The organism is Paenibacillus lentimorbus NRRL B-30488 (assembly GCF_000411595.1).
Taxonomy (GTDB): Bacteria; Bacillota; Bacilli; order Bacillales; family Bacillaceae; genus Bacillus; species Bacillus velezensis.
The window spans coordinates 1-278 of record NZ_ANAT01000027.1; the positions used below are offsets into that span (position 1 = coordinate 1).

The 278-nt window shown below is 59.4% G+C and carries 1 protein-coding gene; it reads right to left on the reverse strand.

All coding sequences use genetic code 11. From position 1 onward, the window contains the following. A partial coding sequence (locus tag D368_RS14785; protein WP_486129271.1) for an insulinase family protein occupies positions 1-278 on the reverse strand: 278 nt, incomplete at both ends.

Consider the following 278-nt stretch of genomic DNA (forward strand, 5'->3'; position numbering starts at 1 on the left):
TGTGTTGGGTGTGTTTGGTGTTTGGGTGTAGCTGTGCCATTGGAAGGCGGCCGCCTGCATCTTCTGCATGAGGATGCGGAAAGGGCTGTTCTCGCCGCTTTCCATCTCGTTTCGCACCACGGTCATTTCGGAATCGAGGTCTTCCTTGGCGATCAGGGAATTGACCATGGCGTCGGCCTGCCAGCCGAGGTACCACTTGAGGGTGTCGGGGTTGGCGGCGAAGCTGGCGAAATAGTTGGTGCGGTCGCTGGAGGTCGAACCGTTGGCCTGCAGGCCAA